Annotated in this window: 24 protein-coding genes; 12 read left to right on the top strand and 12 right to left on the bottom strand. The window is 64.4% G+C overall.

Features of this window, described 5'->3' with window-relative positions; genetic code table 11:
• Window positions 1-151: 151 nt before the first annotated feature.
• From VSR68_RS37750 to VSR68_RS37740, 3 genes are all read left to right on the top strand, one after another.
• Window positions 152-601: a hypothetical protein gene (locus tag VSR68_RS37750; protein ID WP_342944625.1), complete on the top strand. Its 450-nt coding sequence runs from the start codon at window positions 152-154 to the stop codon at window positions 599-601.
• Between the two features lie 103 nt (window positions 602-704).
• Window positions 705-935 carry a hypothetical protein gene (locus tag VSR68_RS37745; RefSeq protein ID WP_090872071.1) on the top strand — a complete coding sequence of 77 codons (231 nt, stop codon included), beginning with the start codon at window positions 705-707 and terminating at the stop codon, window positions 933-935.
• A gap of 399 nt (window positions 936-1,334) precedes the next feature.
• Window positions 1,335-3,596, top strand: coding sequence for a YadA family autotransporter adhesin (locus tag VSR68_RS37740; RefSeq protein WP_342944624.1), 2,262 nt, complete (start codon window positions 1,335-1,337; stop codon window positions 3,594-3,596).
• Between the two features lie 150 nt (window positions 3,597-3,746).
• On the opposite strand, the gene VSR68_RS37735 is transcribed toward VSR68_RS37740, so the two are convergent.
• Window positions 3,747-5,054, bottom strand: coding sequence for a DUF3443 domain-containing protein (locus VSR68_RS37735; RefSeq protein WP_342944623.1), 1,308 nt, complete (start codon window positions 5,052-5,054; stop codon window positions 3,747-3,749).
• A gap of 11 nt (window positions 5,055-5,065) precedes the next feature.
• Complete coding sequence (locus VSR68_RS37730; protein WP_342944622.1) at window positions 5,066-5,545, bottom strand: DUF2844 domain-containing protein; 480 nt, start codon at window positions 5,543-5,545, stop codon at window positions 5,066-5,068.
• A 476-nt stretch (window positions 5,546-6,021) separates the two neighbouring features.
• On the opposite strand from VSR68_RS37730, the gene bamC reads away from it, so the two are divergent.
• Window positions 6,022-7,251, top strand: coding sequence for an outer membrane protein assembly factor BamC (gene bamC / locus VSR68_RS37725; RefSeq protein ID WP_342944621.1), 1,230 nt, complete (start codon window positions 6,022-6,024; stop codon window positions 7,249-7,251).
• Between the two features lie 562 nt (window positions 7,252-7,813).
• Here the strand turns inward: bamC and VSR68_RS37720 are convergent.
• The 5 genes from VSR68_RS37720 to thiC all read right to left on the bottom strand — a co-directional run bounded on the left by VSR68_RS37720 (window position 7,814) and on the right by thiC (window position 14,395).
• The gene (locus VSR68_RS37720; protein ID WP_428983675.1) at window positions 7,814-8,788 is read right to left on the bottom strand and encodes a DMT family transporter; all 975 of its coding nucleotides are present in this window, start codon (window positions 8,786-8,788) and stop codon (window positions 7,814-7,816) included.
• A 198-nt stretch (window positions 8,789-8,986) separates the two neighbouring features.
• Window positions 8,987-10,585: an L-lactate permease gene (locus VSR68_RS37715; RefSeq protein ID WP_342944619.1), complete on the bottom strand. Its 1,599-nt coding sequence runs from the start codon at window positions 10,583-10,585 to the stop codon at window positions 8,987-8,989.
• A gap of 331 nt (window positions 10,586-10,916) precedes the next feature.
• Window positions 10,917-11,552, bottom strand: a complete 636-nt coding sequence (locus VSR68_RS37710) for a hypothetical protein (protein WP_342944618.1) — start codon at window positions 11,550-11,552, stop codon at window positions 10,917-10,919.
• Window positions 11,553-11,912: 360 nt separating this feature from the next.
• The gene (locus VSR68_RS37705) at window positions 11,913-12,125 is read right to left on the bottom strand and encodes a glycine zipper 2TM domain-containing protein (RefSeq protein ID WP_087735561.1); all 213 of its coding nucleotides are present in this window, start codon (window positions 12,123-12,125) and stop codon (window positions 11,913-11,915) included.
• 338 nt (window positions 12,126-12,463) lie between these two features.
• Window positions 12,464-14,395, bottom strand: a complete 1,932-nt coding sequence (gene thiC, locus VSR68_RS37700) for a phosphomethylpyrimidine synthase ThiC (protein ID WP_342944617.1) — start codon at window positions 14,393-14,395, stop codon at window positions 12,464-12,466.
• 533 nt (window positions 14,396-14,928) lie between these two features.
• Between thiC and VSR68_RS37695 the strand changes: the two genes are divergently transcribed.
• Window positions 14,929-15,390 (top strand): hypothetical protein, encoded by a 462-nt coding sequence (locus VSR68_RS37695; protein ID WP_342944616.1) that lies wholly within the window; start codon window positions 14,929-14,931, stop codon window positions 15,388-15,390.
• Here VSR68_RS37695 and VSR68_RS37690 read toward each other — a convergent pair.
• Window positions 15,381-15,656, bottom strand: coding sequence for a hypothetical protein (locus VSR68_RS37690; protein ID WP_342944615.1), 276 nt, complete (start codon window positions 15,654-15,656; stop codon window positions 15,381-15,383). The genes VSR68_RS37695 and VSR68_RS37690 overlap by 10 nt on opposite strands.
• A gap of 168 nt (window positions 15,657-15,824) precedes the next feature.
• On the opposite strand from VSR68_RS37690, the gene VSR68_RS37685 reads away from it, so the two are divergent.
• Window positions 15,825-16,772: an EamA family transporter gene (locus tag VSR68_RS37685; protein ID WP_342944614.1), complete on the top strand. Its 948-nt coding sequence runs from the start codon at window positions 15,825-15,827 to the stop codon at window positions 16,770-16,772.
• A gap of 522 nt (window positions 16,773-17,294) precedes the next feature.
• Window positions 17,295-18,083, top strand: a complete 789-nt coding sequence (locus VSR68_RS37680) for a DUF4397 domain-containing protein (protein ID WP_342944613.1) — start codon at window positions 17,295-17,297, stop codon at window positions 18,081-18,083.
• Window positions 18,084-18,210: 127 nt separating this feature from the next.
• Here VSR68_RS37680 and VSR68_RS37675 read toward each other — a convergent pair whose 3' ends face one another.
• The gene (locus tag VSR68_RS37675; RefSeq protein ID WP_087735566.1) at window positions 18,211-18,351 is read right to left on the bottom strand and encodes an entericidin A/B family lipoprotein; all 141 of its coding nucleotides are present in this window, start codon (window positions 18,349-18,351) and stop codon (window positions 18,211-18,213) included.
• A 286-nt stretch (window positions 18,352-18,637) separates the two neighbouring features.
• Window positions 18,638-20,137: a sensor histidine kinase gene (locus tag VSR68_RS37670; RefSeq protein ID WP_342944612.1), complete on the bottom strand. Its 1,500-nt coding sequence runs from the start codon at window positions 20,135-20,137 to the stop codon at window positions 18,638-18,640.
• Window positions 20,138-20,322: 185 nt separating this feature from the next.
• On the opposite strand from VSR68_RS37670, the gene VSR68_RS37665 reads away from it, so the two are divergent.
• The 5 genes from VSR68_RS37665 (at window position 20,323) to VSR68_RS37645 (ending at window position 22,638) form a co-directional block, all read left to right on the top strand.
• Entirely contained in the window at window positions 20,323-20,499 is a 177-nt protein-coding gene (locus VSR68_RS37665) for a DUF1328 domain-containing protein (protein WP_152765980.1), read from the top strand.
• A 95-nt stretch (window positions 20,500-20,594) separates the two neighbouring features.
• Entirely contained in the window at window positions 20,595-20,756 is a 162-nt protein-coding gene (locus tag VSR68_RS37660) for a DUF1328 domain-containing protein (protein WP_090872098.1), read from the top strand.
• 99 nt (window positions 20,757-20,855) lie between these two features.
• Window positions 20,856-21,401, top strand: coding sequence for a ferritin-like domain-containing protein (locus tag VSR68_RS37655; RefSeq protein ID WP_342944611.1), 546 nt, complete (start codon window positions 20,856-20,858; stop codon window positions 21,399-21,401).
• Window positions 21,402-21,539: 138 nt separating this feature from the next.
• On the top strand, window positions 21,540-22,172 hold the full coding sequence (locus VSR68_RS37650; protein WP_342944610.1) for a response regulator transcription factor: 633 nt from the start codon (window positions 21,540-21,542) through the stop codon (window positions 22,170-22,172).
• A gap of 34 nt (window positions 22,173-22,206) precedes the next feature.
• Window positions 22,207-22,638: a response regulator gene (locus VSR68_RS37645; RefSeq protein ID WP_342944609.1), complete on the top strand. Its 432-nt coding sequence runs from the start codon at window positions 22,207-22,209 to the stop codon at window positions 22,636-22,638.
• A 68-nt stretch (window positions 22,639-22,706) separates the two neighbouring features.
• Here the strand turns inward: VSR68_RS37645 and VSR68_RS37640 are convergent, their stop codons facing one another.
• Window positions 22,707-23,921 (bottom strand): MFS transporter, encoded by a 1,215-nt coding sequence (locus VSR68_RS37640; RefSeq protein WP_342944608.1) that lies wholly within the window; start codon window positions 23,919-23,921, stop codon window positions 22,707-22,709.
• A gap of 126 nt (window positions 23,922-24,047) precedes the next feature.
• Window positions 24,048-24,875 (bottom strand): phosphodiesterase, encoded by an 828-nt coding sequence (locus VSR68_RS37635; RefSeq protein WP_342944607.1) that lies wholly within the window; start codon window positions 24,873-24,875, stop codon window positions 24,048-24,050.
• Window positions 24,876-25,047 lie beyond the last annotated feature (172 nt).

Raw genomic sequence — 25,047 nt, 5'->3', positions numbered from 1 at the left:
GAATCACTCATTCACGAATGACAGCAAGGGCGCCTGCGGGCGCCCTTGTCGTTTCGCCCGTGTTCGCGCGAGGCCCGCGCTTCGAGCGGGCTTCACGCCGGCATCCGGCAGCTACGCTACAATGGCCGTCGCCTTTAGCCACGGAACATCGATGAAGACACGCACTCTGTTGATCGCATGCTGCACGGCGGCCGCCGCTTTGTCCGCGGGATGCGCGTCCGTGTACAAAAACACGAGCGCATGCGAGCAGATGATGCGGCAATCGGCGAGCGAGCTTTCCGCCGACGATACGCTGAAGATCGTGCACGCGGGGACAGGCATCCATGGCAGCCGCGTCGTCGTGGAAGGCACACTCGAGCATCCGCAGACGGCGTCGGAAGCGGCTGCCGCCAAGCCCCGGAATACGAACATCAACGAAGCGGGGTTGCTCGCGCCCGTCGCGGCCGCGATCGAAAAGACCAAGCCGAGCAAGACCGTGGTACCCGCGGCCGTCGAATGCACATACGACGCCAACGGCTTGAGCGCGTTCCGCTGGCTCGCACCCGCGCGGCTCGCGAAGACGGGCGCGCCCGCCGAAGCCGGAGAGCAAACCGGCGAATGACGCGAGCGGGGCGGCATGCTGCGACGCACCTGTCACATCCAGGCCGACATGCTAGGATTTCTGCGTAATACGGGCACGTTATGCAGGGGTTCAGGAGGGCAGCATGGACGGCTTCGTCAGACATCACATAGAGGGCGCATCCGTCGATATCGACGTGGTGCCCGTCACGCCGCGCGGCTACTGCGCGCGCTTCCGCATCTTCCGCGACGCCGCCGACAAACCCGAATGGCATCAGGTTCACGTGTCGGGCAGCGTGTTCGACACCGCTGAAGAGGCCGAGGAGGCGGCGCGCTCGATGGCGCTTGAACAGGTGCTCGCGGGCGGCGGCTCCTAGACTTGCGCTTGCGGGCGTATTGCCCGCACTTTCTTCTCTCCGTTCAGTTCACTTGCGTGGCGCGCTAGCGGCACGCGTTCCCTTTGCTCGCCTTCGACGGGTGCGATGCGTCGTGCATGTTCATGGCGAGCATTTGAACAACGTCGTCCGCGAAGATCGAAGAAATCCGACTTTGGGAGTTTTCTTGTATTGAGGAATTCTCCGTCTCCGTAGGATTTACCCGTCGTAACCGACATCGAAGAAGTGGCGGTACGTAGGAGGCATCTTGCGGAATGTCGGTTCCGTCGTTCGTCGAATACCTTGTCCATATTGATTCGGTATCCGAAGTAATGAAGGCATGAGCAAATCGTTTGATGCTGCATTTTGGGGAGAGGTGGATTATCCGTATCAAGGTTCTAGATGAGCAATGTACAAAGCGTAGTGCGCGATCACCGCGTGCCGGTTTCTTCTTTGTCGATTGGTGCGCGAGGCGGCATTGGCACGATTAGCCGCCATATCGCTCTTTATGATGCAATTGCGCGCCTGGGCTGCTTCGATCGCTGCGGGCGCGCTGGCATGGTCGTCGCGGTGTTGGGGGCGATCGCATGGTCGCCGGCGGCGCGCGCGGCGCCCGTCACCGATTACATCGCCGTCAGCGGCAACGTGATGACGGGCGCGCCGACCACTGTATCGAACGACCTGAATGCAATGGCGATCGGCCCGTCGGCGAGCGCGTCGGGAGACTATGCGCTTGCCGTGGGGGCTGGCGCAGGCGCGGCGCGCGCCGGGTCTACGGCCATCGGTGCGCGCGTAGCGGCGTTGGGTGTGGATACGACGGTGATCGGCTATAGCGCGTCGACGGGTTTCGACGCTGACCGGGCCGTTTCGATCGGCTACATGTCGGCGGCGGATGGCGCGGATTCACTCGCGTTGGGTTCGATGTCAATGGCGCTTGGTCAGCGTTCGACGGCGATCGGCGTTAACGCGCAGGTGGGTGACACAGCCGCCGATGGGATGGCCCTCGGCTCGAACAGTTCGGTCGTCGCAAGCGGTGCCGTGGCGTTAGGCGCGAATTCGAAAGCCGATCGCGCGAATGTCGTCTCCGTCGGCAACGCGACGCTCCAGCGGCAGATCGTCAACGTCGCGGCGGGCACGGCCGATACCGACGCCGTCAACGTCAGCCAACTGCGGGCTGCTGTATCGGCAGGCGTGCCGGACGCGGTCACGTATGACTCGGCGGCCCATGACGCCGTCACGTTGGGCGGCGCAGCAGCGAGCGCGCCCGTCCGGCTCGGCAACGTGGCGAACGGTATCGTCGATGCAAGCAGCCACGACGCGATCAACGGCAGCCAGTTGCATGGCTTGAGCGCGAGCGTGGCGTCGGCGTTGGGCGGCGATGCCGCGGTCGCAACGGACGGAACGATCGTCGCGGCGTCGTATCGCGTCGGTAGCAGCGTGTTTCGCAATGTCGGCGATGCGCTCGGCAATCTCGATGGCCGCGTTGCCAGCAATACGAGTGCAATCAACGATCTCAACGTCGCGCTCGGCAACGTGATGAACAACGGTGTCGAGCCGCGCTATTTCCATGCGAATTCGACGCTTGCGGATTCACTGGCGACGGGCGTCAATTCGATTGCGATCGGCGGTGGCGCGCAGGCCGCGTTCGAGAACTCGGTGGCGCTCGGCGCAAATGCGGTCGCGGATCGGGCCAATTCGGTATCGGTCGGCATGACGGGCGGCGAACGGCAGATCACGCATGTTGCGGCGGGCACGGCCGACACGGATGCGGTCAACGTCGCGCAGTTGAAGCAAGCAGGGCTCGTCGACGCAAACGGCCGCGCAACGAGCGCCGTCGTGTACGACCATGCGGGCGACCAGGTGGACTATGCGAGCGTGACCCTGGGCCAAGGCGTGGCTGGCGGCACGGTCCTTCACAATCTGGCCAACGGCGTTCTGGCCAGCGACGCGGTCAATCTCGGTCAGTTGAACGATGTGGTGAATCAGATCGTCAACGAGCAAACGCAAGGCGCAACGAATCCCTTCGTGAGCGTGAACGGCGACACCAAGACGGAAGCAGCGGCTGCGACGGGCACGCATGCGACGGCCGTGGGAGCGAGCGCTGTCGCAAACGGCGATCAGGCCACCGCGCTCGGCGCCAACGCACAGGCGAGCGGCACGACGGCGACTGCTGTCGGCGCGCAAGCTGTCGCGAACGGCGCGAATGCTTCGGCATTCGGCGCAGGCAGCCAGGCCGTCGCGAATGGGGCGGTTGCCTTGGGCGCCGGTTCCATCGCGGATCGCGCGAACGCCGTGTCCGTGGGCCAGGCAGGCGGCGAACGGCAGATCGTCAATGTCGCGCCGGGCACGCACGGCACTGACGCGGTCAACCTGAACCAGTTGAACGCGGCGATCGATCAGACCCACCAGTCGCTTCACGACCTCGATACGAGCACCCGAAAGGGGATCGCCGCCGCGTCGGCGTTGCAGATCGTCACGCCGTACCTGCCGGGGCGTACGACGCTCAATGCCGGCATCGCGGGCTATCGGGGGCAGGCGGCACTCGGTTTTGGCGTATCGCGCTGGAATGAGAAGGGGACGATCAACTTCAACGCGGGCGTCGCGTCGTCGGGCAGCAACAGCACGATTGTGCGTGCCGGCATTGGCATCGTGCTCGGTAACTGATCCGACTTGTACGGCGGGCGCAGGCGCTGTGGCACCGTCGCGGTTCCGCTGTAGTTCCGCTGTACTCCCGCGGTGGTCGCATTCCGGCAGCGCTTGCGTCGGCCCATAGAGGCGAGCGGCCCGAAGTCGTGCCCACGACATGTCGCCGGCTCAAAACGCGTAGTACGGTCCGTTGCCCGCCGACGTCAGCCTCGACTCGATCGCGGTGTAGATGCGTCGTCCGAAGAAGAATGGTAGTCCCCAATCGAATGCGTTCGATGGGCCGCCCAGGTTGTTGAACGCGTAGTTGTTGGTGGCAAACAGCGTTTGCGCGTTGGCGATGGAAAAATCCGGCGACGCCGTTGCGCCATTGACGCCCGTCAGTGTCGCCGACAGCGATTGCGTCGACGCGGGGCACCACCAGACGCCGCAGCGCGTAAGCGTCGTGCTGGGGAAAAACAGGCCGTTCGAACCGCTATCGATAAAGCTTTGCGAGTACGGTTGTCCGTTCAGAGAGGTGGTCACATAGCCCGTCGTTGTATTGGCCCTCAACACGGTTGCGCCGCCGAGCGTGTTGTTGGCCTGTGTGCCGATGCCAAAGATCATCGATCCGTAGATAGTCGCCGCGCCGCCCGGACCGACCGTCGGCAGGTCGATCACGACGCCGTTATTGTCGAGCGCGAACCGGCTGATCGGGTTGGTTACTTGCTCGTCAAGCGGCTGTGTGCTCGACGCGCACGCGCCGGTCGTATCGCATGCGTAGTACCAGCGCGGCAGAGCCGACGCGATGCAGCCGCCGCCGCAATCGGCGGAGAACAGGCCGATGCCGAGGATGCCGTTCACGCGCAGCGCCGTGGGCGTCATCATTGGCAGGCCGGAGGCTGCGCAGTCGGACGGGACGGTCGGCACGGACGGATCGGCGATCACCTGGATCGACAGGCTCGGCGCGAGCTGGCCTGCCATCCGGACATCGGCCGTTCGTATGGCGCCCCATGTGTAGCCGGTGCCGAACACGCCGCATTCTCCACTGACGCCATTCACCGTACCGGAAGGTGTGGCGGCCGGTACGGCGGGCAATGCGAGACTCGCGGGCAATTTCGAAGCGAGTACGCGCAGCCCTTGCGAACCCGTATCGACCTGCACGTTGTCGATCGTCACGCAGTTCGACGTGCCCGGTGCGCATATCGTCACGCTCGTCGTGAGCATGTTGCGGGTCTGCGTGGATGTCGACGTGACGACGATCGGCTGGACATTGGGTATCGTCGATTGAGGAACGGTTGCGATGGGCGCGCTGGCCGGGACAGGGGCACTCGCCGTCGGCGTGCCGCTGGCGGCGCTGCCCGGCGAAGCGGGCGTCGTCGGCGACGAGTTGCCAGCCGTGTCCGAACTGCCAGAGTCCCCGCCACCGCCGCCGCAACCGGGCAATGCGATGAGTACTCCCACGAGAAGACCAAGCGCGAGAAACCGGTTATTCGTCATCGCGCATGCCTTCAGTGCAGATCGGCGAGCGAAATGCCAGATGGAACAGCAGCCGGCAGCCAGGCGCGACCGACGTAGCTGCGCATCTGACCACCCGACTCGACGATGACTGCCGGTTGCTCGACGCGCGAAGCGTGAAGGTGACTCATCTCGCCGAGTTGCGCGGCCGCTTTCGTGCGGTAGGGGTCCGCGTACCGACCGAGCATCCGCGTGAGATCGGGCATCGTCGGGCCTTGCCATGTGTAGGCGAACACATAGCCGTCGTTGGTCGCATATTCGTTGATGGTCGTGCCGCCGGCATCGACGCTCGAACGTATCTGGACCGCACTGCCTGGCAATACGCGTTGCGTCGAGCCGTCGTCGGCTCGAGGTGCGGACATCGTGCCGCCGAGTTCCGCATGGGCGGGGTCGGCGAGCAATGCGGTAACGCCTGCCGCCAGAACGGCGAATGCGGCGAAGATCGTTGCCCGATGGTTGTCGATACGCGTCATGGTTGTGCTCCCCGAAGGCCCGCGCCCTTTATTGAGATCGTTATTTCAAGATATCACCGGGTTTTTGAGACGCGATTCACGCGCACAAAAGGGTCGCATGCGCATTTCGTCCGGAAGGACACGATCGATACACGTTTAGCCCAAGGAAATCAAAGGCATAGCGCGCCGTCTTAGGCCGTCCCGATTGCGCGGAAAATTGTGGCGGAATGTTAAATTTCGGCGTGAAATGGGCTCTGATGCGCCGGGTTTCCAGGTGATTATGAGATGATGCGGGCGGCTTTTGCGTCGCGGGCCGCAGTGTCCAGGCTCCGCGCGTTTGGGACTTCGGCGGCATGCCGGCGGGGCCCCGCGGAAACGTCGTCGAAAGCGCATCCACGCGAGGCAAACCCCGCTTTTTGCACTTCGCGACGCCGGACCGGTAAAATGATGGGTTAGTCCACGGACTTGCCGTGGCGTAGCGGAAGGATTTTCAGAACATGACAGATCTTCGTCTCACCAAGCGGTTCGCAGCATTGCTGATGGCAGGCGGTCTGGTCGCCGGCTGCGGCACGTCGTCGCCAACCAAAATCGACTACAAGAGCGACTCGAAGTCGAAGGAAGTGTCACTCGCTGTTCCGCCGAACATGATGGAAGAAACGGCAGACCAGCGTTCGCTGCCGCCGCAAAGCGGTCAGACGTCGCTGTCCACGTTGCAGCAGGTGCAAACCGAAGCGCCGTCGACGACGGCTGTCGCGCCTGTCGTCAGTGGCATGCATATCCAGCGCGACGGCACCGAAAGCTGGCTCGTGCTCGACAACAAGACGCCGGATCAGGCGTGGCCGCAAATCCGCCGCTTCTGGCAGGAGCAGGGCTTCCTGCTCGTCGTCGATCAGCGCGACAAGGGCGTGATGGAAACGGACTGGAACGAGACACATCCGTCCATCAACGATGGTCTCATCCGCAGCACGCTGTCGAAGGCGATGGGCAATTCGTACGTCACGGCCGAGCGCAACAAGTACCGCACGCGTCTCGAAGCGGCGCCGAACGGCGGCACGTACGTGTTCGTCAGCCAGAAGGGCCTGCGTGAGGCGCTGAGCGGCGCGAACAACGATACGAGCAAGTGGGAGCCGAAGCCGAACGATCCGGCGCTCGAAACCGAATACCTGAAACGTCTGATGGCGTCGCTCGCCCAGACCGATTCGGGCGCGCGCGTGGCCGGTTCTTCGGCTGCGCCGGCTACGCCGCCGGCTGGCACGCAACTGGCGCCGAACGCCGCGACGAACGGCGCGAAGTCGGCGGCTGCCGCGACGGCTGCGCAAAACGTCTCGCTGTCCGCGCAGACGCCGGTGCGGGATGCGTCGTCGGGCGATACGTCGGCGCAGGCTTCGTCGACGGAACTGACGCTCGGCGAGCCGTACGACCGCGCATGGCTGCGCGTCGGCCTGGCGCTCGATCGCAGCAACTTCACCGTCGACGACCGCGACCGCACGCGTGGCCTGTACTTTGTCCGCTACGTCGATCCGAAGGATTTGTCGTCGGAGGAACAGGGCTTCTGGAGCCAGGTGTTCCACGGCCGCAAGGAGAAGGTCGCCAAGCAATACCGCGTGAACGTGCGCGAGGTGACGCCGAATCAGACGCGCATCGCAGTCGTCGACGACAAGGGCAACATCGACGCGTCGTCGCAAGCGAAGCAGATCATGTCGCTGATGGTCGATCAGTTGCACTGAGCACGAAACACGGTCGCGCTCTTCGCGCGGCCTCGCATCAAGCCCGCATGACGCTCGCCGTCATGCGGGCTTTTTTGTTATCTCGGGTTCGTATCCGGGCGACTGCCTCTGGCGGAAGCAGCAAGGCAGCCAGGCAGCAACCTCATGCCGCGTGAGTACCCGCAAGCCCTGACGTAACGTGACGTTACCCCGTAACGTCTCGCATCTGCGCACGCGCGATACGTTGTCTTTCATCGTTCCCGTCGCCAGATCAACGGCTTGCGCGGCGCAAGACGCCATGTAAGCGCTTGGCACACTAGCTGCTTTTAACAGCCGCGTCCGCATGAAACCGCGGCGCGAAGCCTCGTGCTCTCTGCGTTCGCGGGATGCGCATGCGCGAGCCGCAGAAGCAACGCTCGCGCAAACGCTTGATGAGTGGTTTCGCTGGATAACGACGGGCGCGAGAAAGCGCCCGTCCCGGTGGCCCCGTCGCCTATCCTCGTAGGGCGACGGTTTCGCCCGCGCTCCACGGTCGGAGCGCGGGCTATTTTTCCTGCTGTCGCGTCAAGTCGCGACGAAGAGATCAGCAGCGTTCGCTGACGCTGCGTCCGCCAAAGCCGGGAATGCGTTTGACTACGCCCGTAGCGAGCGCGGTGCCGACAAGGATCACCGCGCAGCCTTCGAGCATGCCGACGGAGACGCGTTCGCCGAGGAACAGCGCACCCCACAGAATGCCGAAGATCGGGATGACGAACGTGACGGTGATCGCGCGGGCGGGGCCGGCGACGGCGATCAAATGGAAGAACAGCATGTACGCGATGCCCGTGCACGCGACGCCCAGCGCGATCACCGAGCCCCACGCCTTGAGCGACGGCGTTGCCGCTGGCCACGAGGCGAGGGCGAGCGGCAGCAGCACGATAGTCGCGCCGATCATCGTGCCCGTCGCGACGGTGAGCGCATCGACGCCTGTCAGGTGCTTTTTCGTGTAGCTGGCCGCGATGCCATAGAGCAGCGTCGCGCCGAGCGCGGCAGCGGCGGCGAGTGCCGTCGTCGTTGGCGATGCGTTCGAGCCGCTTGGCGCGGCGATCTGATCCCACACGAGCGTCAGCACGCCCGCGAAGCCGATCACAAGGCCGACGCTGCGCAGCGCGCTCAGCCGGTCCTTGAGCCACACGAAGGCGACGAGCGCGCCCCACAGCGGCGTCGTCGCGTTGATCACGGAAGTGACGCCCGCCGACAGCGTGATTTCCGCAAAGGCGAACAGGCAGAACGGCGCAGCCGAATTCAGAATGCCGACGACCAGCAGCGGCAGCGCGCGCGTGCGCATCGTCATGGCGGATTCTCGCAGCGGACGCCGCGCGGCCAGCACGATCAGCAGGAACAGCGCGCCGATGCCGACACGCAGCGCCATCAGCGGCGCAACGCCGAAGTCGGTCACGCCGACGCGGATGAACAGAAACGACGCGCCCCATAGCGCGGCGAGAATCAAAAGCTGGAAGACGTTGACTGGCTTCATCGTGAGAGTGTCGCGCGCAGTTGAGTCGCGATGCGTACGCATGCTAACACCGGGCAAGCGCCTGTCGTTTCACGATGGAATGAAATAGCAAGAATCGGCAACCGGGGGGGCGGGAAGGGGACTATGAGGCGAACGAAAAGTGGCAAGAAAAAAGCAGCAAAGGAAAAGCAGCAAGAAAAAAACGGGCGCCTCATACCCAGCGCCCGCTCCCGTTTCTAGTGGCCGAAGCCTCAAGCTCGCTCAATGCGGAATCATCCCTTGCAGCACGTTCTGCTGCAGCCACACCAGAATGCCGAGCACGATCGTGAGCAGGATCGAGTGCTTGAAGGTCTTCGCAAACACGTAGCCCTCCTTGCCTTTGAGATCGGTCGTCGCGACGCCCGTCGAGATGTTCTGCGGCGAGATCATCTTGCCCATTACGCCGCCCGACGAGTTGGTCGCGGCCATCAACACCGGGTTCAGATTCAGCTGATGCGCGGCCACGACCTGCAGGTTGCCGAACAGCGCGTTACCCGACGTATCGCTGCCCGACAGGAACACGGCCACCCAGCCGAGGAACGCCGACACCAGCGGAAAGAACGGCCCCACCGACGCGACGCCCAGACCCAGCGTGTAGTTCATCCCCGAGTAGTTCATCAGGTACGCGAGGCCGACGATTGTCGCAACCGTCAAAATGGCGATGCGCGTCTGCACCCACGTATCGACGATCGCGCGTCCGAAGTCCGCCACCGACAGCCGCACGACCAGGGCCGTGATGATCGCGGCGACGAGAATCGCGGTGCCTGTCGCGAGCGGCTGGAAGTCCCAGATCGCACCATAGGGCGTGTTGTACAGCGTGATATAGACGGCCTTGTCGAGGCCCGGCCACGGCACCTTCACGTCGCCGATCATGAAGATTTTCGCGATCGTCCAGATGATCACGACAGCCGACACGATCAGCCACGGATACCAGCCTTCCGCGCCCGAGACCTTCCCGCGCGTTTCGTTCACGCGATCGACGTTGATCGCGAAGGCCGGGTCCGCGGCGGGACGCCAGACACGCAGGAACGCGATCGTCAGGATCAGCGAAACGAGCGACGACAGCACGTCCGTCAGGCTGTAGTTGATGTAGTTGGACGTGACGAACTGCGTCAGCGCGAAGCTGCCGCCCGATACCAGCAGCACCGGCCACACGCGCAGCATGTTGCGAAAGCCCGCATAGACGCCGATCACGTAGAACGGCAGCAGCAGCGCGAAGAACGGCAACTGGCGGCCGACCATCTTGGCGAGCGCATCGGTGGGCAGGTGCGTGACGGCGCCGAGCACGGTGATCGGCACGCCGAGCGCGCCGAATGCGACGGGCGCGGTGTTGAAGATCAGCGTGAAGGTCAGCGCTTCGAGCGTCGGGAAGCCGAGCAGGATCAGGAGCGAACTCGTGATCGCGATCGGCGTGCCGAAGCCGGAGATGCCTTCGAACAGCGCGCCGAACGAAAAGCCGATCACGACGAGCACGATGCGTCGGTCGTTCGGCAGGTTGTCGATCATCCACATGCGGAAGGCGGCGAAGCGTCCCGAGTACTGCGCGATGTTGTAGAGCAGGATCGCCGTGAAGACGATCCACATCACGGGCCAGCAGGCGAACACGGCGCCCGCCGCGACTGAGTTGAACGCGAGCCCCGCGGGGAACTGCCAGCCGAAGATCGCGATCACGATACCGACGATCAGGCCGGCCAGCGACGCCTGCCACGCCGGCCGCCGCGCCCAGCCGAGCAGCGCAAGCACGACGACGATGGGTAGCACCGCGACGAGAAACGACGGCAGCAGCGAGTTGCCGATGGGGGTCAATAGCTGATGGAACATCACGTCTCCTTCGTTGTTGTTCGATTCGACGCGAAGACTGCGCCTACGCGGCGAAGCGGCAGGGCTGGACGGATGAAGACGGCGACGGGCGCTGGGTGTCGACGAAAAAACGCGCGGGGCGCCGGATCACGCAATTAAACAGGCGTTGCACTGGCACCCGCCAGCATAGATAGCGCTGGCGAATCCAGTCAAGCAGGGAAAACGAAGGAACGCATTGCGGGAATAGATGGGGGCGCTGCTTCGTAGCGGGCCCGCGCAGTGGCTGCGGCGCGGTCGGCTGTGCCGTCGGCGGCGCGCAGTCTGCCATCGGCGCGCGGACCGCGCGCGCCGCTCAGTGCGAATGGCCGTGTCCGCCGCCGCCTCCCCAGTAGTGGCCGCCGCCACCGCCGCCGCCGCCCCAGCCAGCGTGCATGCCGCCCCAGGTGCCGTGACTTCCGTTCCAGGTGCCGTGGCTGCCGCCCCAGGTGCCGTGACTGCCACCCCAGTATCCATGACCGCCCCAATAGCCGTGATGCCCCCAGTAGCCGTAATGACCGTGGCCGCCGCAACATCCTCCCCAGTACGCAAAGCTGAACGAGACCGACGGCCACCAGTAGCCCGGCCAGCCATAACCGTAGTACGGATAGGGATACGGATAGGCATAGGGATACGCGACCGGATAGTACGCAGGCGCGCCATAGGCGGGAGCGGGCGCGACGTCGTAGGCGGGCGGCGCCTCGGGCAACGAGCCGTCGGGCATCGCGAACTGCGCCTGTGCCGGAGGCTGCGATGCGTCGCTAGGGGAAACGGGGATGTCGGACATCGTAGCCGCCGTCGGAACAGCGGAATAGGGCGGATACGCAGGGTAATACCCGTAGCCCGGGTAGTAGCCATACGGCGCGTAGTAGTAGCAACCGGACAGCGCCCCGGACGACACCAGCACTGCAACGGCGCTGCCTACGCGCAACGCTGCATCGAGCGGTTTCATGACGTGCTCCTCGTTATCGCGCGGCATCACAGGCGGCGCGCGCTTTATCTATTGAGATTACGTCAGGGCTACGTGCTGCACGTCACAAAGTGGTAACGGCGTATTTCACCGCAAGCGTGTTGCAGGACATGTCCGGCGCGTACGTGCGCGCCGGACTCTGTCCATCTCCCTTCGGCGTTCGAGCGTCACGCGTACAGCGGATGCGTGGGTTCGAGGCCGTTTGCCCGCATCGCCTTCGATGGCGATTTGTCGTATTCCGGATTGCGTTCGCCGGGGCCATCTGGATCGCGGCAGCGATCGCGATGGCGCGTCAGCTAAACGCTCGAATTCGATTCAATCCTGTTGCCGAGAGAGCGCGCCTCACTTGCCGACCTGGTTGCCGATCACGCCGCCGACGGCCGCGCCACCCAGCGTCGACAGCGCGTTGCCGCCGATCACCGCGCCCGCTGCGCCGCCCACGCCCGCGCCGATCGCGGTATCGCGTTGCCGCCGGGTCATGCCGTCGCATGCCGAAAGACTCGCCACCACGGCTACCAGCGTGGCCAGCGCACCGATTCGATGGAACGTTCTCATGATCGCGACTCCCTTCTCTCTTCTCTCGACGGGACGCGCAAGCTGCGCTCCCGCTCCGTTGATTCGTTGGATTCGATGGTATCGCCGCGTGCCGTTTCTGTTTGTATGGGCTTGTCAGCAAAGTGTCCGTTTCGTAATCAAATGTTTCTCCAAACGTTTTCGCTCGCCGGTGGCGCTTTGCCGTATGGAATTTCCCCCTGCCGCGCTCGCAAAAAACACGCAGCACGCGATCAAAGCGGACGAAAAAAAGCCCGCCGTCGATGAGGCGGGCTCTGCGCTCCACGAACGCCGCGACGCGGTGCCCGACAGATGCTGCGCCGACGGGCAGCGCTGCTTGACTACTGACGCTGATAGATTTCCGCGCCGCTCTTCATGAACTCGACGGCCTTCACTTCCATGCCTTTCTTCAGCGCGTCGCTGTCGCTCATGCCTTCCTTCGCGGCGTAGTCGCGCACGTCCTGCGTGATCTTCATCGAGCAGAAGTGCGGGCCGCACATCGAGCAGAAGTGAGCGACCTTCGCCGAGTCCTTCGGCAACGTCTCGTCGTGGAATTCGCGTGCCTTGTCGGGATCGAGGCCGAGGTTGAACTGGTCTTCCCAGCGGAACTCGAAGCGCGCCTTCGACAGCGCGTTGTCGCGCACCTGCGCGCCCGGATGGCCCTTCGCCAGATCGGCGGCGTGCGCGGCGAGCTTGTACGTGATGATGCCCGTCTTCACGTCGTCCTTGTTCGGCAGGCCGAGGTGCTCCTTCGGCGTCACGTAGCAGAGCATCGCCGTGCCGAACCAGCCGATCATCGCCGCGCCGATGCCCGACGTGATGTGGTCGTAGCCCGGCGCGATGTCCGTCGTCAGCGGTCCGAGCGTGTAGAACGGCGCTTCGTCGCACCAGTCCAGCTGCAGGTCCATGTTCTCCTTGATGAGCTGCATCGGCACATGGCCCGGGCCTTCGATCATCGTCTGCACGTCGTGCTTCCACGCGATCTGCGTCAGCTCGCCGAGCGTCTTCAGCTCGCCGAGCTGCGCTTCGTCGTTCGCATCGTAGATCGAGCCGGGGCGCAGGCCGTCGCCGAGCGAGAAGCTCACGTCGTAGGCCTTCATGATTTCGCAGATGTCTTCGAAGTGCTCGTACAGGAAGCTCTCCTTGTGATGCGCGAGACACCACTTCGCCATGATCGAGCCGCCGCGCGACACGATGCCCGTCATCCGGTTGGCGGTGAGCGGCACGTATTGCAGACGCACGCCCGCATGGATCGTGAAGTAGTCGACGCCCTGTTCGGCCTGCTCGATCAGCGTATCGCGGAAGATTTCCCACGTGAGATCTTCGGCCTTGCCGTTGACCTTTTCGAGCGCCTGGTAGATGGGCACCGTGCCGATCGGGACGGGCGAATTGCGGATGATCCATTCGCGCGTCTCGTGGATGTGCTTGCCCGTCGACAGATCCATCACCGTGTCGCCGCCCCAGCGGATCGCCCACGTCATCTTGTCGACTTCCTCGCCGATCGACGACGTCACGGCCGAGTTGCCGATATTCGCATTGACCTTCACGAGGAAGTTGCGGCCGATGATCATCGGCTCGCTTTCCGGGTGGTTGATGTTCGCGGGGATGATCGCGCGGCCGCGTGCGATCTCGTCGCGCACGAATTCCGGCGTGATCTCCTTCAGCGCGTTCGCGCCGAATGCGGCGGCCCCGAACGCCTGTCCGGGATGCTGACGGCCCATCATCTGCGCGAGCTTCTCGCCGTTCGGGCCGCTCGCCTTCAGGCTCTCCAGATACTCGGCGCGGCGCTGGTTCTCGCGGATCGCGATGTATTCCATTTCCGGCGTGATGATGCCCTGCTTCGCGTAGTGCATCTGCGACACGTTCTTGCCGGGCATCGCGCGGCGCGGCGTGCGGTGCAGGCCGGGAAAGCGCAGTTGCGCCGTGGCGGGATCGGCGGCGCGCTCGCGGCCGTATTCGCTCGACAGGCCGCTCAGCGATTCCGTGTCGCCGCGCGCCTCGATCCAGCGCTGGCGCAGCGCGGGCAGGCCCGCGCGGATGTCGATCTTCGCGTCCGGATCGGTGTACGGGCCCGACGTGTCGTACACGTAGATGGGCGGATTCTTTTCGCCGCCGAAGCCCGTCGGCGTGTCCGATTGCGTGATCTCACGCATCGGCACGCGGATATCGGGTTGCGAGCCGGTCACGTAGACCTTGCGCGAGTTCGGCAGCGGCGCAACGGCGGCCTCGTCGACGTGTGCGTTCGCGGAAATGAATTTCGGGTTGGCGTTCATGCGTGTCTCCATGCAAATGTGGGGCGATACAGCTACGCAGGAGAACGAGACGGAAGGGGAAGTTGGCCGGGTTCGCGCGAGGAGGGTGATACGTCAGGTGAAGCGGCGAGCCCGAACGCTTCCCTGCGCTGGCATTATCCAGATCAGGTTCAAAGGGTATTTCTCACCCACGCCGTACGCCCCCCGTTTTGCTCCCCGGCGACGCACAACGCAGGACCCCCGCGTTAGCAGCGCACACGATAACCTGGCGGGGCGGGGTTTGGCAACACATCTCAAAATTGACGGCGCGTGCAAAAGCGCAAGGCTTTCGATCAGCTGAAAACCGCACCGCGCCTGGCTTTCGCTGTGTTCGCGCCGCTTGTGCGCATCGCGCATCGAGTCAGTCTGTTATCTCATAAGTGCGGGAAAGACCTCATCCCCGGACGAATTTCCATCGCTCATATTCAAGATTGCCCGAAGCGGGCCGTTAGACCGGTTCGAGGCGGGCAATTGATCAGTCTGCCTAACAAAAATCAATTCAAACGGAGAGTGCAATGAAAACATCGAAGCTGGCAGTCGATCTGCTCGGCGTATGCGTCGTCGCGGCAGGGCTGGCCGCGCCGCTGGCGGCCGCTGCGGCGCAGTTTTCCACGGGCGGGACCATCACGTTCACAGGCGTGATCGTTGCGCCGTCGTACGGTATCGCGACTTCTATATCGGAAAATTCTCAAGGATTCCGTACGGATGTGCCGTCGAATAGGAATGCGTCGACGGTCGATGTGAAGTTCACACCGGCGCCTCATACGTCGACGGCTGCGCATGTCTACGTGCTGGTCAACACGGCGTCGGGTGTCACGGCTCCGCGCACGCTGACCACGCGTTTCATCGATAACGCGAAGCGCGCCGCGCCGCAGACAGGCACCCAGTTCGACATGGGCCGGGCGGGCGGCACGCTGTCGATCGCGAGCGGTGCAGCGGGCGAAAGCGCAGTGACGGTGGTGGTGAGCTACGACTGAGCGCGCAGCGCAGCGTGCTCGACAAACGCACGGGCGGCGACGGATGCCGCCCGTGTCGTTTCCATATCGGCCTTTTGGCACGTGGACAAAGCGGAAAAACCGTCGCGCAAGGCGCTCGCGTTTTTTCGATGACCGGTTTCGTCCCGCTTGCAACGAAAGTTACGATTCTCTTGCCGAAGCGTCGTCCGGATACTGCATAATGCACGGCGGCGCGTCAGCTCGCGCCCGTTGGCCGCTGTAGATGCGTTCTGCATCACGAAGGCCATCAATTCGCGCCATTAACATGGTGCTTCCGTTGCCGATCGACGGCTTTCGACTGCCGCTTACCGTTCTACTGCCATGCCCGCCCGCTTTGCCCCTCATGCCGTGTCGCTGACGCGGCGTCTGCCGTCCTGTTCGTGGCTGTTCATCGGGGCTGTGGCGCCATCACCGGCATGGGCGGACTGAACGTGGCGCTGAATCTCCCCGGCCGTTTCCCGTTTCGCCTGCCTCAGTCCCACGGTGGGCAGATCGCGCTCGCGCTCGGCGTCGTCTATATCGTCTGGGGCTCGACCTATCTGGCCGTGCACGTCGCGCTCGGCTCGTTCCCGCCGCTGCTGATGTCGGGGCTGCGCAACTTTTTCGCGGGCGTCGGGCTCTTCATCTTCGCGATGCGGCGCAAGCCCGTCTGGCCGCCGCTCGCGGAAATCCGCAATGCGGGCCTCGTCGGCACGATGCTCGTCGGGCTGTCGAGCGGCATGCTCGCGTACGGGATGCGCACCGTCGGCACGGGCACGGCGGCCGTGATGGTCGCGACCGTGCCGCTCTTCGCGACCGTCATCGCGGCGGTCGCGGGACGCAAGATCGCGAAGGTCGAATGGTTCGCCGTCGGGCTGGGGCTGGTCGGCATCGCGATCCTCAGTCACGGCGACCAGACGGCGGGCTCGGCGGGCGGCAGTCTCGCGATCCTGTGCGGCGCGCTTTTCTGGGCGGGCGGCGCGCATCTCGCGTCGCGCCTGAAGCTGCCGTCCGATCTCTTCCTGTCGACCTCGCTGCAGATCGGCCTTGGCGGCGCGATGTCGACGATGGTCGCGTGGCTCTCCGGCGAGCGGATGATGGACATCCACTTCCTGCCGATGCTTGCGTTCGTGTATCTGATGCTGATCGGCACGATGGCCGCCTACGTCGCGTATGGCTTTCTGATCCGCCATACGAGTCCGATCATCGCGAGCAGTTGCATGTACGTGAACCCCGTCGTCGCGGTGGCGCTGGGCGCGCTGCTGCTCGGCGAGCCCGTGACGCGCTCGACGGTCATCGCGACGGCCGTGATTCTGGCGAGCGTCGGCCTGTCGTTCTGGTTCGACTACCGGCGGCGCGGGACGGCGCGAAGCGGCGCGTCGTAAAGCGGCGCGCGACGTCACCCGACGCGCTTCGACGCCACGCAGTCGTTGCCGTCGAAGCGCCTGCAAACCGTTGCTCGCGCAGAAGGCAAGCGCCCGCCGCAAACGCATCGTGCTGCGGACAAGCGCCTCGGGTAAGACGTGCAACGCACCATGTAAAGTTGCGTCGCGCATGAACCGCACACGCCGGAGCGCGCCACGCCTCCCGCAAAAATTCCAGTCACCTCACACCCACAAAGCGCCAGATCCTTTATTCGCCCGCGCTAAGTAATAGGCGATGCGGCACGGCGATTGCTGTCGATATTCGTCCAATCGATGTCGGCAAGCGAGCCGAAGCGCGCTGTCCGGCCTCCGGGACAAGCGGGCGCGCCGCGAAGGCGAACGCGTCGGCGCGCGGCATCGGCAAACAACGGCACTGCAGCGATTCCAGAAGCGACACGGCAGCGTCGACAACGAATGGCCGCATCGGCGCAGGCGGCAAGCCACGGATCAACGGGTTCAGGCCCAATCAGGGAGAGGTGGCAAATGAAGGTTATCCGGACCATGGCCGCGCTGGCGGGCGCGGCTGCGCTGATGACGGCGTGCGGAGGCAGTTCAAACGACGTCGGCAAGGAAGTCGGCTTGCAGAACCCGTTGATCCATTTCGTGCACGCGATTCCGAGCGGGCCGACCGTCGACTTTCTCGTGAACGGCGGTGCGTTGCAGAAGAGCATCTCGTACAAGAACGTGACGAACTTCGCGAACATCAATACGGGGCAGACGTCGGTTGCCTATGCGCTGACGGGCACGACGACGCCGCTCGCGAGCGGCTCGTTTCCCGATGTCGCGAAAGGCCACGAATACACGGTGATTGCAGTGCCCGGCTCGACGGGGCCGGACATGGGCCTGATCGACGATCCGTTCGACAAGGGGCTGCTGTCGAACAGCGCGCGCGTGCGGGCGTTCAACGCATCGGTGAATGCGAGCAATCTCGACCTGTATCTGGTGCCGTCGAACAACACCGGCATCACGAACGTTAGCCCGTCGATGGCAGGCGTGTCGTTCAAGAACGCGGTGCCGGCAAGCGGGCAGGACTCGATCTACGTATCGGGCGGCTCATACGTGCTGATCGCGGCGCCGGCGGGCACCAAAACCGCGATCTTCCAGTCGAGCGCGTTCGATCTCGCGAACAACGCGGACTGGCTGGTGACGTCCGTGCCCGTCGGCGGTGCCGTAACCCAGTTGCTGCCGAATCAGATTCACCTGCTGGTGGCGCAAGGCGGGAACACGTCGCAACCCGCGCTCGAGCTGACGAACACGTTGAACGGCCAGTAGAGCAACGGACAAGCCTTTAACGAAACGATAGAAGCCGAAAAAAACACGGCGGCTCATGCAAATGAGCCGCCGTTCCGTTTGTTGTGCTGTCGTGCCGTTGCGGCGCCCGCAGCGTAGGGCAGCGCGCTTAATCCGAATGCTTCTCCGCCGAGTTCGTGATCGCGTGGCCACCCTTTGAGATATCCTGGCCTGCGCCGGCGACGGTATTGCAGGCCGCGAGCGTCGCCGTGCCGGCGAGCAACAAGAGTGCGATGAGTCGTCGAGTCATGGGTTCTCTCTCCCTATCAGGTACGCGCACGAACGCGTCGAGGTGCACGCAGGAACGCGTCGGTCGATTCGCGCTTGCCGGACTGCGCCGATGCGACATCCGGCCGTGTCCGGCGTGCGCGCGTTGTTGTCGACCGGGGCATCACACCAGCCGATCCGGTCTGATTCCATGGTAAGAGACGCATGCCCGTGCTGCTGTCAGTCTCGCCACGAATTTCGTGTCGGCGCAATCCTACGCAGCGAAGCGCTGATCACGCGATGACGCGATGCATTAGCAGCGCAGCGCATCAGTGGTCTTCCATGCTGGCCTGTCCCGCTGGGGTATCCGTGCGAGCGGCTTCCTGCGCCGCGCTGACCGCGCTGACCGCGCTGACCGCACTTACATTCGCGACGGGCAGCACGACGCGGATATCGGTGCCGCGCGGATCGCCGCGCCGGATATCGAAGCGCCCGCCGCGCGCGGCCACGCGCTGACGCATGCCCATCAGTCCATGCGTATGCGTCCGCGTCAGGTCCGCGGGCAGGATGCCGATGCCGTTGTCCGCGATATGCAGCGACACTTCGCCGTTGCCCGCCGTCAGGCCGATCGTCACCTGCGTCGCGCGCGCGTATTTGGCCGCGTTGGTCAGCGACTCCTGCGCGACGCGAAAGAGCGCGATCTCGGTCTGCTCGTCGAGCTGGATCTCGTCGGCGGGCAGTTGCAGGTCGAGCAGCCAGCCGTTGCGCTGCGCGGCTTCGTCGCCGAGCGTGCGCAACGCGGTGACGAGCCCGAAGTTCGCGAGCACGGTCGGCCGCATGTCCTCGATGATGCGGCGCTTCAACGCGATGCCCTGATCGAGCGTCGCAAGCGCGCGCGCCAGCTTCTCCGCGAGGACGGGATCGGTGTCCAGCAGCTTGCGCCTTGCCCACGCGACGTCCATCTTGCTCGCCGTGAGGATCGCGCCGAGCTCGTCGTGCAGTTCGCGCGCGAGCTGCGTCTTTTCGTTTTCGCTGACGGCCTGCAGGTGCCAGCCGAGTGCTTCGAGTTGCCGTGTGCGTTCGTTGACGAGCTGATCGAGTTCTTCCTGCTGCGTGATCAACTGCTTTTGCGCGCGCGCCTGACTGTCGATCTGGATGCCGAGATTGCGGAACAGCAGAATGAACAACACGATGTTGAGCGCCGACAGCCCGGCCGCGACGAAGGTCGACACGCGCTGATCGGCGCGGCTCGCATCGAGCGCGCGCTGCGCGCGGCGTTCTTCGTTGTCGCGCAGCAAGGCGAGCGTGCTCGTCACGAGCGACGCATCGACGGCGCCTTCGGCCTTCACACTGCCGCATGCAGAGAGATCGAGCGGACGGGACGCAGCGCGCTGCATCGCGCGCGCGCCGCCGCCGATGCGTTCGTCGATCAGCGCGGCGATCTGCGTGAACGCGGCGAGTTCGGCGCCGTCCGCAGCGCGTTTGAAATAGCTGTCGAGCGAGCCGATGGCGCGGCGGATGTCGATCGCGCTCGCGCAGTAGCTGCGCGCGTCGCTATCGCTGCTGGTCAGAAGAAAGCGGCTCTCGTGCGCGCTCATCTGCGCGAGATGGCGGTCGAGATCGCTTAGCTGCACGGACGCGCTGCGTGCTTCGAGGGCCGCTTCGTATTCCGATGCGATGCGTTGCCGCGCGGTTTCCAGAATGACGAGGCCGCCGCACGTGATGACGATCGCGACCGTCATCGCGATGGCCCAGCTGCGCGTGCGCATCCAGTCCGTCAGCCTTGTCGTGAGTCCCGCTTCGGCTACGCCCGACACCGCCGTCTCCATGAGATCCCGTCATCGACAGTGTAGCGTCGCTGGCGCTTGCGCGTTCCCGTAACAGGCGCGGACCACGCGCCGAAAGCCGATGTCGGTGGATTCCCACATGAAAAACAGCGAGCCTCCGAATGCGGGTACGCAACATGCTCCCTACGATAGGTGTTAGCGATCGTTTATCCAGGGAGGTTGCCATCATGCTGAAGTGGGCGTTGTTCTTCGCCGTGATTGCCGTGATCGCAGGACTGCTCGGCTTTACGGGCATTGCGGCAGGCGCGGCGGCCATCGCGAAGTTCCTGTTCGTGGTGTTCCTGATCCTGTGCGTCGTGTTTCTCGTGCTCGGCTTCATCGTGACGAAAAAGATCGTCGATTAGCGAAGCCCACCCGATGCAACGCAACAGCAAAGAGAAGCACGCACCACTCGTCGGACCGCGATAACAACATCGCTTAAACAGGAAGGAGCGTCGTCATGCTGCACTACGCACTCGTATTCTTCGTGATCGCGATCATCGCCGCCATTTTCGGCTTCACCGGCATTGCCGCCGGCGCCGCCGAAATCGCGAAGATTCTGTTCTACATCTTCCTGGTTGTGTTCGTCGTCACGCTGCTGCTTGGCGTGTTCCGAACGTAGCCCAGGCATCACTTCCCCAGCGCGCACGGGCCGCTGCCGCGCATCGCAGACGGCGGTCCGGTGCACGTTTCCCACGATACCGGAACAAGGAGTCAGTCAATGTCGAAGTCATCGAAAGGCGAGTTCGTGATGGATCTCCAGAAAATTCGCGAGCAGGCCCGCAAGGACATGGACGAAGGTCCCGTCACGCAAAGCTATGGCGCGGACCGCGAGGCCGTGCTCAAGCTGCTGAACGGCGCGCTCGCGACGGAGCTGATCTGCACGCTGCGCTACAAGCGTCACTATTTCATGGCGAAGGGCATCAATTCGGAAGCCGTCGCGCAGGAATTCCTCGAGCATGCGACGCAAGAGCAGGGGCATGCGGACCAGCTCGCCGCGCGCATCGTGCAACTGGGCGGCGAACCCGATTTCGCGCCCGACAGCCTGACGGCGCGCTCGCACTCGGAATACAAGGAAGGCCGCGATTTGACCGACATGATTCGCGAGAACCTGGTCGCGGAACGCATCGCGATCGATACGTATCGCGAGATCATCCGCTATCTCGGCGATGGCGATGTCACGACGCGCCGCATTTTCGAGGAGATTCTCGCCGTCGAGGAAGAGCACGCGGACGACATGGCCGATCTGCTGGCGGGCCGTGGGTAGGGCGAGTGCATCGTGCGGACGCGGCTCGTGCGCCTATGCCGGCGTCGCGCTTGCGTACTTCCACGCGATGCGCTGCATGGGCGACTGAGTCGATAACCACGCAGGCAACTGCGTGCATGGTTGAGCGGACAGCGAACGATGATTCGAGTGTTGATAGCGGACGATCACGCGATCGTCAGAGGCGGGTTCAGACAGTTCGTCGCTGACGAGCCGGACATGTGCGTCGCGGCGGAAGCGTCGACGGGCGACGAGACGATTCGCCTCGTGCGCGAGCAGCCGTTCGACGTCGTGCTGCTCGATATCGCGATGCCCGACAAGAACGGCATCGACACGTTGCGCGTGATCCGGCAGATGCGCCCGGAGCAGGGCGTGCTGATCCTCTCCGGCTATCCTGAGAGCCAGTACGCGATCAACCTGTTGCGCGCGGGCGCGAACGGCTATCTGAACAAGGACTGCGAGCCCGATGAGATCGTGCGCGCGATACGTTCGGTGGCGCGCGGGCATCGCTATCTGTCGGAGACCATCGCCGATACGCTCGCGAACAGTCTCGACCGGCCCTCCGCCGCGCATCCGCACGAACTGCTGTCCGGGCGCGAGTTCCAGATCTTCTGCAAGCTCGCGTCCGGGCAGATTCCGACCGACATCGCCGAAGAACTGAACCTGTCCGTGAAGACGGTCAGCACGTATCGCGCGCGCGTGCTCGACAAGATGCACATGACGAACAATGCGGACATGACCTACTACGCGATCAAGAACGGACTGATCGAATGAAGCTGCGCTGAACCGAGAGCATGGAACGCCACCGATGAACGCCGACTCCGCCACTGCACACGACCAATCCGGCCACGCGCCGCTGCGTGTGCTGCTGATCGAGGATTCGCCGCTGATTCGCCGCAGCATCGTCGAGGCGATCGACGCGTCGGGCGCGATGCAGGTGGCCGCGCATGCCGAATCTGCCGACGAGGCGATTGCGCTGCTGGACGGCGAAGCGTTCGACGCCGTGATCGTCGATCTGCAACTGAAGGGCGGATCGAGCGTGCCCGTGCTCGCGTATATGCAGAAGCAAGGGTTGATCGACTCGACGTTCGCCGCCGTGCTGACCAATCACGCGCTGCCTGCCTATCGCGAGCGATGCGAGCAATACGGCGTGCGGCACTTCTACGACAAGTCGTTCGAGTTCGATCGCGTGATCGATGCGCTGCATGAGTATGCGCAGGCGCGTCTCGATGGGCGATAGCGTGCGCCGTCAGTGTGACGACTGCTGGCGCGACGCAGTAACGGATCGATAGCCAGCGACGGCAGAACTCACTCGGCCGTGCCGGAAGCCGCCATCGGCTCGGGGCGGCCGCGCATGTGATTGAACCCGGCCGCGGCCGTGAACAGCAAGCCGGCGATGCTCACGCCGACCCATCCGAACAGCGGCCACACGAACGCGCCGACCGCCGATCCCGCCGCGCCGCCGATGAAATAGGCGACCATGAAGACCGTGTTGACGCGGCTGCGTGCTTCGGGCTTGAGCGCGTAGATGCGCGACTGGTTCGAGATCTGCGCGGCCTGCACGCCGACGTCGAGCACGATCACGCCGATCACGAGGCCGATGAGGCTCGTGCCCGACAGCGCGAACACGACGAACGAGATTGCCGACAGCACGATCGACAGCGAGACGATCGCGCGCGGTCCGCGCCGGTCGGCGAACTTGCCGGCGAGCGGCGCGGCCATCGCGCCCGCCGCGCCGACGATCCCGAACAGCCCCGCTGCTTGCGGCCCGTAGTGAAACGGCGCGCCCGCCAGCAGCAGCGCGAGCGTCGACCAGAAGAGGCTGAACGCGGCGAAAAGCGCGGCGCCTGTCAGCGACGTTTCGCGCAAGCCGCGCAATTCGACGACGAGATGCCACATCGAGCCGATCAGCTTGACGTAGGGGAGCGTCGAAGTCGGCTTGCTGTGCGGCAGCTTCGAGATGATGACGGCGGCGAGCGCGATCAGCGCGATGATCGAGGCGCCGAATACCGCGCGCCAGCCGAAGTACTGGCCGACGAAACCGGCGGCCGTGCGCGCGAGCAGAATGCCGAGCAGCAGGCCGCTCATCACGGTGCCGACAGCCTGGCCGCGGCCCGAGGGCGGCGCAAGCTCGGCGGAAAACGGCACTGCTTGCTGCGCGATCGTCGCGAGCACACCGATCGCGAGGCTCGCGAACACGAGCACGACGAGATTCGGCGCGGCCGCCGCGAACAGCAACGCGACGCACATACCCGCGATCTGCAGCAGGATCAGTCTGCGCCGGTCGAAGCGGTCGCCGAGCGGCGCGAGCAGCAGCATGCCTGCGGCGTAGCCGAGTTGCGTCACCGACGGCACCACGCCGATCCACGACGCGCTCTGCGGAAACGATTTGCGGAAGTCGTCGAGCAGCGGCTGGTTGTAGTAGATGTTTGCGACGGAGACGCCCGCGATTGTCGCGAGCAGCAGAAGAAGGCCGTGCAGCGAGCGTTGGGACGTGACAGTGTCGGAGGAAGATGTGGACATGTTGCGGCGGCCGGCAAGCCGCCGGCGCGAGAGAGAGTCGAGCGTGCCGATCATACCGGAGCGGGGCGGAATTTGCTGGAGGCGCTCCGCCCGCGAGCCGCTCGCAACACGCTCAGCTCACGCTTCTCAATCGATCAGCGTCCCCTCCGGCTCATAGAACGGGTACGGCCCATCCGCCGCATCGACATACGCATGATGCGTGATCAGCCCGTTCACGCTGTCATAGCGATGCAGCGCGAACGCCGGCGGCTCCATCATGAACGCGGACGGCGCGTCGTCGCGCAGATCGAGCGCGACCTGATGCGCGGGCGCGGGCACGGCCGAAGCGATCGTGCCGCCGAAGCGCACGAACATCGGACGGTGCACGTGTCCGCAGATCACGCGCTCGACGTTCGGGTGACGCGCGACGATGGCCGCGAGCTTGTCCGCTGACGTCGGCTCGAGCCGCAGCGCATCCATATGGCCGATGCCCGTCACGAACGGCGGATGATGCAGTGCGACGATCACGGGCTTGCCGCGCGCCGCGCCGAGCTGTTCTTCGAGCCACGCGAGGCGCGCATCGCACAGCAGCCCCGCGCTCTGGCCCGGCACCAACGAATCGAGCGCGATCAGGCGCAGCGGATCGATATCGAGTGCGTATTGCACGAACTCGCCGCCCGTCTGCAATTCTTCGCGCTCGCTGAACGCATCGCGCAGCGCCTTGCGGTCGTCGTGATTACCGACCAACAGGTAATACGGGATGTCGAGCGTCGCAAGCAGCGACTTCAGATGCGCGTACTGTTCAGGTTCGCCCTGGTCGACGAGATCGCCCGTCATCACGACGGCGTCGGGGCGCGGATCGAGCGCGTTCAGGCGCTCGATGCAGCGCGCCAGGTGCGCGGCCGTATCGACGCGCCGATAGGCGAGCGCGCCGGGGCGTTTGATATGCAGATCGCTGATCTGGGCTAGAAGCATGGAGAATCCTTTAACGGTTTTAGCCAAGGGTACTCAATATTCGGGGACTCCGAGACGCCTTGGTCACGAGAAGGCAACGTCCGCAATGACGTACCTACGGCCACGATATTGCGGCTAACTGTTCCGGTGCGTTGGAAGCAAACCATTGCGATAAAAATTCAACTGTCGCGTG

It is taken from the genome of Paraburkholderia phymatum, from assembly GCF_038900715.1.
Taxonomy (GTDB): Bacteria; Pseudomonadota; Gammaproteobacteria; order Burkholderiales; family Burkholderiaceae; genus Paraburkholderia; species Paraburkholderia phymatum_A.
The sequence above is the reverse complement of the archived record's forward strand: the minus strand, read 5'-3'. Positions and strand labels throughout refer to the sequence as shown.